This window comes from Flavobacterium sp. Root420, assembly GCF_001427905.1.
GTDB lineage: Bacteria > Bacteroidota > Bacteroidia > Flavobacteriales > Flavobacteriaceae > Flavobacterium.
In genome coordinates this window covers 1-8,455 of the sequence record NZ_LMEF01000004.1, presented here as the reverse complement: position 1 = coordinate 8,455, position 8,455 = coordinate 1, and the positions used below count along the sequence as shown (strand labels likewise).

Here is an 8,455-nt window from a genome sequence, read left to right as displayed (position 1 = left end):
CGGCAGACCAGATTTTGAATCTTACCGTTACCCCAAAACCTTCGGATGTTATCACGACGGYAACGATCTGTTCGGGAGAGACTTATACGTGGGCGGCCAACAACACGCCTTAYACKACMARCCAGTCKGCACTTAAAATTGTAAACRAYGGYTGTAYGGCAGACCAGATTTTGAATCTTACCGTTACCCCAAAACCTTCGGATGTTATCACGACGGYAACGATCTGTTCGGGCGAGACCTATACATGGGCAGCAGATAATATGCCTTATACGACAAACCAGTCCGCACTTAAAATTGTAAACGATGGTTGTACTGCAGACCAGATTCTGAACCTTACCGTTACTCCAAAACCWTCGGATRTTGTYACAACGGCAACTATCTGCTCGGGAGAGACCTATACATGGGCGGCCAACAACACGCCTTATACGACCAACCAGTCKGCACTTAAAATCACAAACAACGGGTGTACGGCAGATCAGGTATTGAATCTGAGCGTAACGCCAAAACCATCGGATATTGTTACAACGGCAACTATCTGCTCGGGAGAGACAATCTTACCGTTACCCCAAAACCTTCGGATGTTATCACGACGGCAACGATCTGTTCGGGAGAGACTTATACGTGGGCGGCCAACAACACGCCTTACACAACCAGCCAGTCGGCACTTAAAATTGTAAACGATGGTTGTACGGCAGACCAGGTATTGAATCTGAGCGTAACGCCAAAACCAACAAAAATTGTTACTACAGTAACTATTTGTTTGGGAGAAAGTTATTTATGGAGTGTAGATGGAAATACTTATACAGGAGCGAATACTTACACAATAACCAATAACGGTTGTACGGCAGATCAAGAACTTGTGTTAAATGTGGATACTGTTGCAAAACCAATAGTAGGAATAATTACTCAACCAACTTGTGCATCGTCATTCGCCAGTGTCGAATTGAGTGGTTTACCTTCAGGGACATGGACAATAAATCCTGGTAATATTACAGGAAATACAAACACAACAGTTATTACTGGATTAGTTCCGGGAACTACTTACAATTATTCAGTAACGAATTTTTTAGGTTGCAAATCTTTACCTTCTGCAGATGTTACAATTTTAGATTACATATGTGCTGAAAATGATACACCAATAACAATTAATGGTTTGATAGGAGGAACTTCTTCAACTGTATTTGCTAATGATAAGATAAATGATATCTCATTTTTACCTGCAGATGTTAGTGTATCCACAACAACACTTCCAGCTGGTATAACTTTTAATTTAAACGGGACAATCACAGTAGCTCCGAATACATCAACAGGAACACATTTAATTACATATACAATTTGTAAATCAACAAATAGTAGTGTTTGTGATTCTGCTACAGTAGAGATAATAATTTCATTGCCGGTAATCGATGCAGTAAAAGAAATTACATCCCCATCAATTGATGGAAACATCGGAGGAACGACAGCGTCATTAGTATCAAATGATACCTTAAACGGAAGCGCGATTGTCATCGGAACAAATGCAGGAGAAGTAATTCTGAGTCCAGTATCAGTTCCAACAGGACTGACCCTAAACGCAGACGGAACGATAAAAGTTGCTGCAGGAACTCCGGCGGGAACTTACAATGTGGAATATAAAATCTGCGAGGTAAACAACCCGACAAACTGCGACAGTGTAATTTCAGAAGTTGTGGTGACAGGAGGAACATTACAGGCTAATCCTGATACAATAGGATCGGTAGTTGGCATCAATCAGCCGACAACACTTATCAATGTTTTTGCAAACGACACCAATAACGGCTTACCGGTTGTTGCAAATACGATGAACCTTTCTGTAGTAACTGCAGATCCAACAGGATTCTTAACGTTGAACCCGGATGGAACAGCAGTTTTAGGAGCCAATGCACCTGCAGGAATTTATGAATTAATCTATCAAATCTGTGAGAAACTGAATCCGGCTAATTGTAGTTCGGCTTCAATAAAAGTTACGGTTACCANCCAATGCACCTGCAGGAATTTATGAATTAATCTATCAAATCTGTGAGAAACTGAATCCGGCTAATTGTAGTTCGGCTTCAATAAAAGTTACGGTTACCACTCCGGTAATCGATGCGGTAAAAGAAACGACATCTCCAATCAATGGAATTGTTGGAGGAACGACATCGTCATTAGTATCAAATGATACCTTAAACGGAAGCGCGGTTGTCATCGGAACAAATGCGGGAGAAGTAATTCTGAGTCCAGTATCAGTTCCAACAGGACTGACCCTAAACGCAGACGGAACGATAAAAGTTGCTGCAGGAACCCCGGCAGGAACTTACAATGTGGAATATAAAATCTGCGAGGTAAACAACCCAACAAACTGCGACAGTGTAATTTCAGAAGTTGTGGTGACAGGAGGAACATTACAGGCTAATCCAGATACAATAGGATCGATAGTTGGCATCAATCAGCCGACAACGCTTATCAATGTTTTTGCAAACGACACGAATAATGGTTTACCGGTTGTTGCAAATACGATGAACCTTTCTGTAGTAACTGCAGATCCAACAGGATTCTTAACGTTGAACCCGGATGGAACAGCAGTTTTAGGGGCCAATGCACCTGCAGGAATTTATGAATTAATCTATCAAATCTGTGAGAAACTGAATCCGGCTAATTGTAGTTCGGCTTCAATAAAAGTTACGGTTACNGGCCAATGCACCTGCAGGAATTTATGAATTAATCTATCAAATCTGTGAGAAACTGAATCCGGCTAATTGTAGTTCGGCTTCAATAAAAGTTACGGTTACCGCTCCAACTATGGCTGTCACAGCAAATAGTTATTGTTCAGATAATGTTCCGTATGTTTCTTATACTGTAACGGCAGATAATTTTACGCCAAATAATTTACTAACTATAAAGTGGATTGACAGTGCAAACAATGTTGTAGCAACTCAAACGAATTTACCATTAAGTGGAAATATTTTATGGCCAGGTGCAATTATTGACAATAATGGAATTGGAATTGACTGGCCAGGATGGATATTGACAAATGGCCAATGGGCAGAAGGTGCTGATGGATTTGAAAAAACCAAAACTGCTGTGACAATGGAATTTTCATTAAATTCAACAGTTAGTATAGCAGTGAACTATCCGCCGGCGACACCACAATGTAACGCAAGACCAACTTTTGCAATCAAAGCAAATAATGATATAGCAGGACCAATAGATGCTAATAAAGGAATAAGTACATCATTGAATATATTTGATAATGATACTTTAAATGGAGTAGCACTAAATCGGGCAAATGCCATTTTAACGACTGTCGTTCCAAATGCGAATTTAGTTTTAAATGCAAATGGTTCAGTGGAGGTAAAATCAGGAACGCCGTCTGGAAACTATCAATTAACGTATCAAATTTGTGATGCCTTAAATTCTTCTAATTGTAGTCAGGCGATTGTAAGCGTTAATGTCTTGAATGTTTTAGATCCTGCACCACCAGCATCACCTAAAATTATTGCTACCAATGATATAGCAACGAATGTTGATGGAATAAATGGGGAACTTGAATTTATAAATATTCTGGATAATGATTTATTAAACGGCGTAGCAATTAATCCGGTAAATATTGTGATTTCAAATACACCACAAAGTCCTTATTTTGAATTTAATTCGGATGGAACTGTAAATGTGAAACCAAACACTCCCGGAGGAAATTATGTACTGACATATCAGGTTTGTGAAAAAGTAAATTCATCAAATTGTGTTACTGCTACACTAAATGTTTTTGTTGAAGTTCCGGCTATTGCAATTGTTAAAACAGCAGTCTTTAATGATGAGAATGCTAACGGATTTGCAAATGCAGGAGAAACAGTTACGTATAAATTTAAAGTAAGCAATACAGGAAATGTTCCGTTAACCGGAATTATGGTTTCTGATCCTTTAACCGGCATCGTGCTTTTAGGACAAGCAATAAATTTGAATGTAAACGAATCTGATGAAAATAATTTCACAGCTCAGTATAAAATAACACAGAATGATATTAATAAGGGTAGTGTGAGTAATCAGGCAAGTGTACAAGGACACAGTGCAAAAGGAGTTGTCGTTGAGGATAAATCTGATGACGTAAACAATGCCGGAGATAACCCAACAGTAGTAAGCTTAGATGGTTGCCAGATTAAAGTTCTAAATGGATTTTCTCCAAATGGCGATGGTAAAAATGCAAGATTTTATATTCAAGGATTAGAATGTTACCCTGATAATACGGTTGAAATCTATAATCGTTGGGGTGTTTTAGTATTTGATATTGATCACTATAACAATGAAGACAGAGCTTTTGTTGGAATCTCGGCAGGACGTGCAACTGTAAAACAAACTGATGGTCTTCCGGTTGGAACCTATTTTTATATTTTGAAATATAAAGACAGTGCTTCAAAACAACATGAATTATCAGGTTACTTATATATGAATAAATAAAAATGACAAACGGTTTGGCTCTTGGTTAAACCGTTTTTAAAGCTTACTAAATGAAAAGATTAATTTTACTTTTTATGTTTTTTTCAATTGTGTGTTCCGCGCAGCAAGATGCTCAGTTTACGCAATATATGTATAACACAATTTCAGTAAATCCGGCTTACGCAGGTTCTCGTGGTGTGTTAAGTGTTTTTGGATTGTACCGTACACAATGGATTGGACTTGATGGAGCGCCAGAAACGAGTACTTTTTCAATAAATACCCCTTTAAATAGTAGTAAGCTTGGATTAGGTGTTTCCTTAGTAAACGATAAAATCGGACCAACGAATGAAAATACACTTTCGGCCGATTTATCTTATAGTATTCCAACTTCTGAAACGTTTAAACTTTCTTTCGGAATAAAGGCTACTGCCAATATTTTTAATCTGGATTTTAATAAATTAAGTTATGAAGATCAGGACGATCCTCAGTTTCAGGATTTAGATAACAAATTTACACCTAATATTGGAGCAGGTGTTTATTGGCATTCTGACAGAGCTTATTTAGGATTGTCTGTTCCTAATTTTATCGAAACGAATCGTTATGACGATAATGATACAGCCATTTTCAAAGATAAAATAAACTATTACTTAATAGCGGGTTATGTTTTTGATCTTAATTATGATATTAGGTTTAAACCAGCATTATTAACCAAAATGGTTCAGGGTGCGCCTTTGCAGGTTGATGTTTCAGGTAATTTTATGTTTTATGACAAATTTACAGTTGGTCTTGCTTATCGTTGGAGTGCTTCAGTAAGCGCTATGGCGGGCTTTCAGGTTTCAGATGGATTATATATAGGTTATGGATATGATCACGAAACTACTAACTTAAGAAAATATAATTCGGGATCACATGAAATCTTCCTTCGTTTTGAGTTTTTTAATAAATATAATAAAATGATTTCTCCAAGATTCTTTTAATTAAGCACTGCTATGGGAACTAAAAAAATTACTTATACTATTTTGTTATTGTGCTTTTTTTTCAAAATAAATGCACAAACAATAAGTATAAAAGACGCTGATAAAAAGTATGAGGATTATGCATACGCAGATGCCATAAAAGCATATGAACATATTGTAAACAAAGGCACTAAAGATGAAAAAATTGTACAGCGATTGGGTAATTCATACTATTTTATAGGAGAATTGCAAGAAGCTTTAAAATGGTATGAGGACTTATTCAGAATGAATGATCAACAAGAATCTGAATATTTGTACCGATATGCTCAATGTTTAAAATCAACAGGAAATTATCAAAAGGCAAATGAAATTTTAGAGCGGTTCAATCAAAAAGCAGGTTTAGAAAAAAGAGCCTCATTAATCAGAAATGAGAAAAATTATTTAGAAGAAATTAAGTCAAATTCAGGACGATTCGATATTGCTGATGCCGGAATTAATTCCCCTTATTCTGATTATGGAAGTGTTGTTTATAATAATAAAATTGTTTTTACTTCAGCACGCGATACAGGAGGAGTTGCGAAGCGTTATTTTAAATGGACCAATAAATCGTTCTCTAAATTATATAAAGCCGATTTGATGCCCGATGGAAGTGTTTCGAAACCAGAATTTTTACAGAAAAAAGAAAATACAAAATTCAATGAGTCAACACCCGTTTTTACAAAAGATGGGCGAACCATGTATTTTACCCGAAATAATTTTATAGATGGGAAAAGAGGCGCAAGCGAAAAAGAAATAACGCTTCTAAAATTATATAGAGCTGAGTTAATAAATGATGAATGGGAAAATATAAAAGAGCTTCCATTTAATAGCGATCAATATAGCACAGCACACCCTGCTTTAAGTGTAGATGAGAAAACCTTATATTTTGCTTCAGATATGCCAGGAACTTTAGGACTGTCCGATTTATTTAAAGTAGCTATAAATGGAGACGGTACTTTTGGTAAACCTGAAAATTTAGGAGATTCAATTAATACAGAAGGAAGAGACACATTTCCTTTTATTTCAGGTGAAAATGAGCTTTATTTTGCATCTGATGGTCGTCCGGGATTAGGAGGGTTGGATGTTTTTGTCTCAAAAATAAATGAATATAATACTTTTGAAGATGTAGAAAACGTAGGCGAGCCAATAAATAGTAAACAGGACGATTTCGGATTTACAATTGATAATAAAAACAGAAATGGATTTTTCTCTTCAAACAGAGAAAATGGACACGGGTTAGATGATATTTATCGATTTACGGAAACCAGAAAACTCGTTTGCGAACAAGATTTAATGGGAACAGTTATCGATTCCGAATCAAATGAATTATTACCAAATGCTTCGCTAACTTTATTTGATGAAAAATCTAATGTTGTCCTGACAATTGTCTCAGATGAAAAAGGGAATTATATTTTTCCGAATATAAAATGCGGTAAAAAATATGCTATAAGAGTTTCTAAAAATGATTATGGAATGAAAGAAATTCCTATTGCGGTTAAAAAAGTAAATGGAAAAACGACTTTGCAGATTTCAATAGATAAAGTGTTCAAACCTATGGTGGCTGCAAAAACTATTGAGGTGAAAAAAGTCTTGGTTAGTCCCATTAAAATTGGAGCTATAAGAGTAGGGACAGATTTAGCAAAATTACTTCACATTCCTATGAATTTTTTTGATTTGGGAAAAGCTACTATTAAAAAGACATCTGAACCTCAATTGCAAAAAGTTGTTAATTTATTAAATGAATACCCAAGTATAAAACTTGATATTCGGTCTCATACAGATAGCCGACAATCTGATGCAAATAATATGATTTTATCAGAGAAAAGAGCACAGTCAACAAAAAACTGGCTTATTCAGAAAGGAATTGACGGAAACCGGTTAACAGCAAAAGGATATGGAGAAACTAAATTAGTTAATCGCTGTGCTGATGGTGTAAAATGTACTGAAAAAGAACATGAACAAAATAGACGAAGCGAGTTTATTATTACTAATTTGTAAGATTTTTTCTGCAATGGTTTTCTTTTAATTTGCTAAATATTCTATTTTCATAATTTTAGTTTATTTACTCAATTCTTTAAATATTCCATTACTTTTGACTCGTTTGTCTGCTATCATTTTAATTTTTAAAAACCACGACAAACAAATAAAAAAATGAAGAAAATCGGATTAGTTGGAGGAATAAGTTGGACATCAACATTAGACTATTACAAATTTATAAACGAAGGAGTAAATGCAAAATTAGGTGGATTAAATTTTGCTGAATGTATTATTTACTCATTGAACTTTGGAGACATTTATACTCAAAGTTGGGACAATTCATATGATTTGTTGCTTAATGCTTGTGAAAATTTAAAGAAAAGTGGAGCAGATGGAATTGCATTGTGTGCAAACACTGCCCATCTCTATGCTGACAGACTTCAGCAAGAGATTAATTTGCCAGTAATTCACATAGTTACAGAAACAGCCAAAACAATAAACAAAAATGAGTTTAAAAAAATTGGGCTTTTAGGTACAAAGTTTACAATGGAGATGGACTTTTATAGAAACAAACTTGAATTGTTTGGACTTGAGGTTTTAATACCTGAAAAACTTGAAACTAGAGAATATATCCAATACACATTAAGAGAAGAATTGGGCGTTGGATTTATTAACCCTGAAACAAAGAAAAAATATAAAGAAATTGTAAAAGATTTGGTAGACAGGGGAGCAGAATGTATTGTACTAGGCTGTACAGAAATACCAATGTTAGTAAGCCAGGACGATTTTGAAATTCCCGTGTTTGACACTACAAAAATTCATTCACAAGCGATTGTGGAATTTATAACTTCTTGACAAGCAAAAGGCATCTCCCGCTGGCGCAAACGTCCCGCTCGTGAACGTAACGGATGTTGACAAAGATGGTTAAAACAAAAAAGCCTCAGATTTCTCGAGGGCACTGAAAAAGTCTTTTCACGAATAAACTGTTAATTAAAAGGAGTAGAAAACAAAAGGTTTTCTACTCCTTTTTTATTATCTTTTCCGTGTAA

The 8,455-nt window shown here is 35.6% G+C and carries 4 protein-coding genes; all 4 read left to right on the top strand.

Going from position 1 to position 8,455, the window contains the following annotated elements; translation table 11 throughout:
- Positions 1–2,799 precede the first annotated feature (2,799 nt).
- The 4 genes from ASC72_RS24750 to ASC72_RS04910 all read left to right on the top strand — a co-directional run bounded on the left by ASC72_RS24750 (position 2,800) and on the right by ASC72_RS04910 (position 8,261).
- Entirely contained in the window at positions 2,800–4,455 is a 1,656-nt protein-coding gene (locus tag ASC72_RS24750) for a gliding motility-associated C-terminal domain-containing protein (protein WP_056187709.1), read from the top strand.
- 50 nt (positions 4,456–4,505) lie between these two features.
- On the top strand, positions 4,506–5,411 hold the full coding sequence (locus ASC72_RS04920) for a type IX secretion system membrane protein PorP/SprF (protein ID WP_056187703.1): 906 nt from the start codon (positions 4,506–4,508) through the stop codon (positions 5,409–5,411).
- A gap of 12 nt (positions 5,412–5,423) precedes the next feature.
- Positions 5,424–7,427 carry an OmpA family protein gene (locus ASC72_RS04915; RefSeq protein ID WP_056187699.1) on the top strand — a complete coding sequence of 668 codons (2,004 nt, stop codon included), beginning with the start codon at positions 5,424–5,426 and terminating at the stop codon, positions 7,425–7,427.
- A gap of 153 nt (positions 7,428–7,580) precedes the next feature.
- Positions 7,581–8,261, top strand: coding sequence for an aspartate/glutamate racemase family protein (locus ASC72_RS04910; RefSeq protein WP_056187695.1), 681 nt, complete (start codon positions 7,581–7,583; stop codon positions 8,259–8,261).
- The last annotated feature ends 194 nt before the right edge of the window (positions 8,262–8,455 follow it).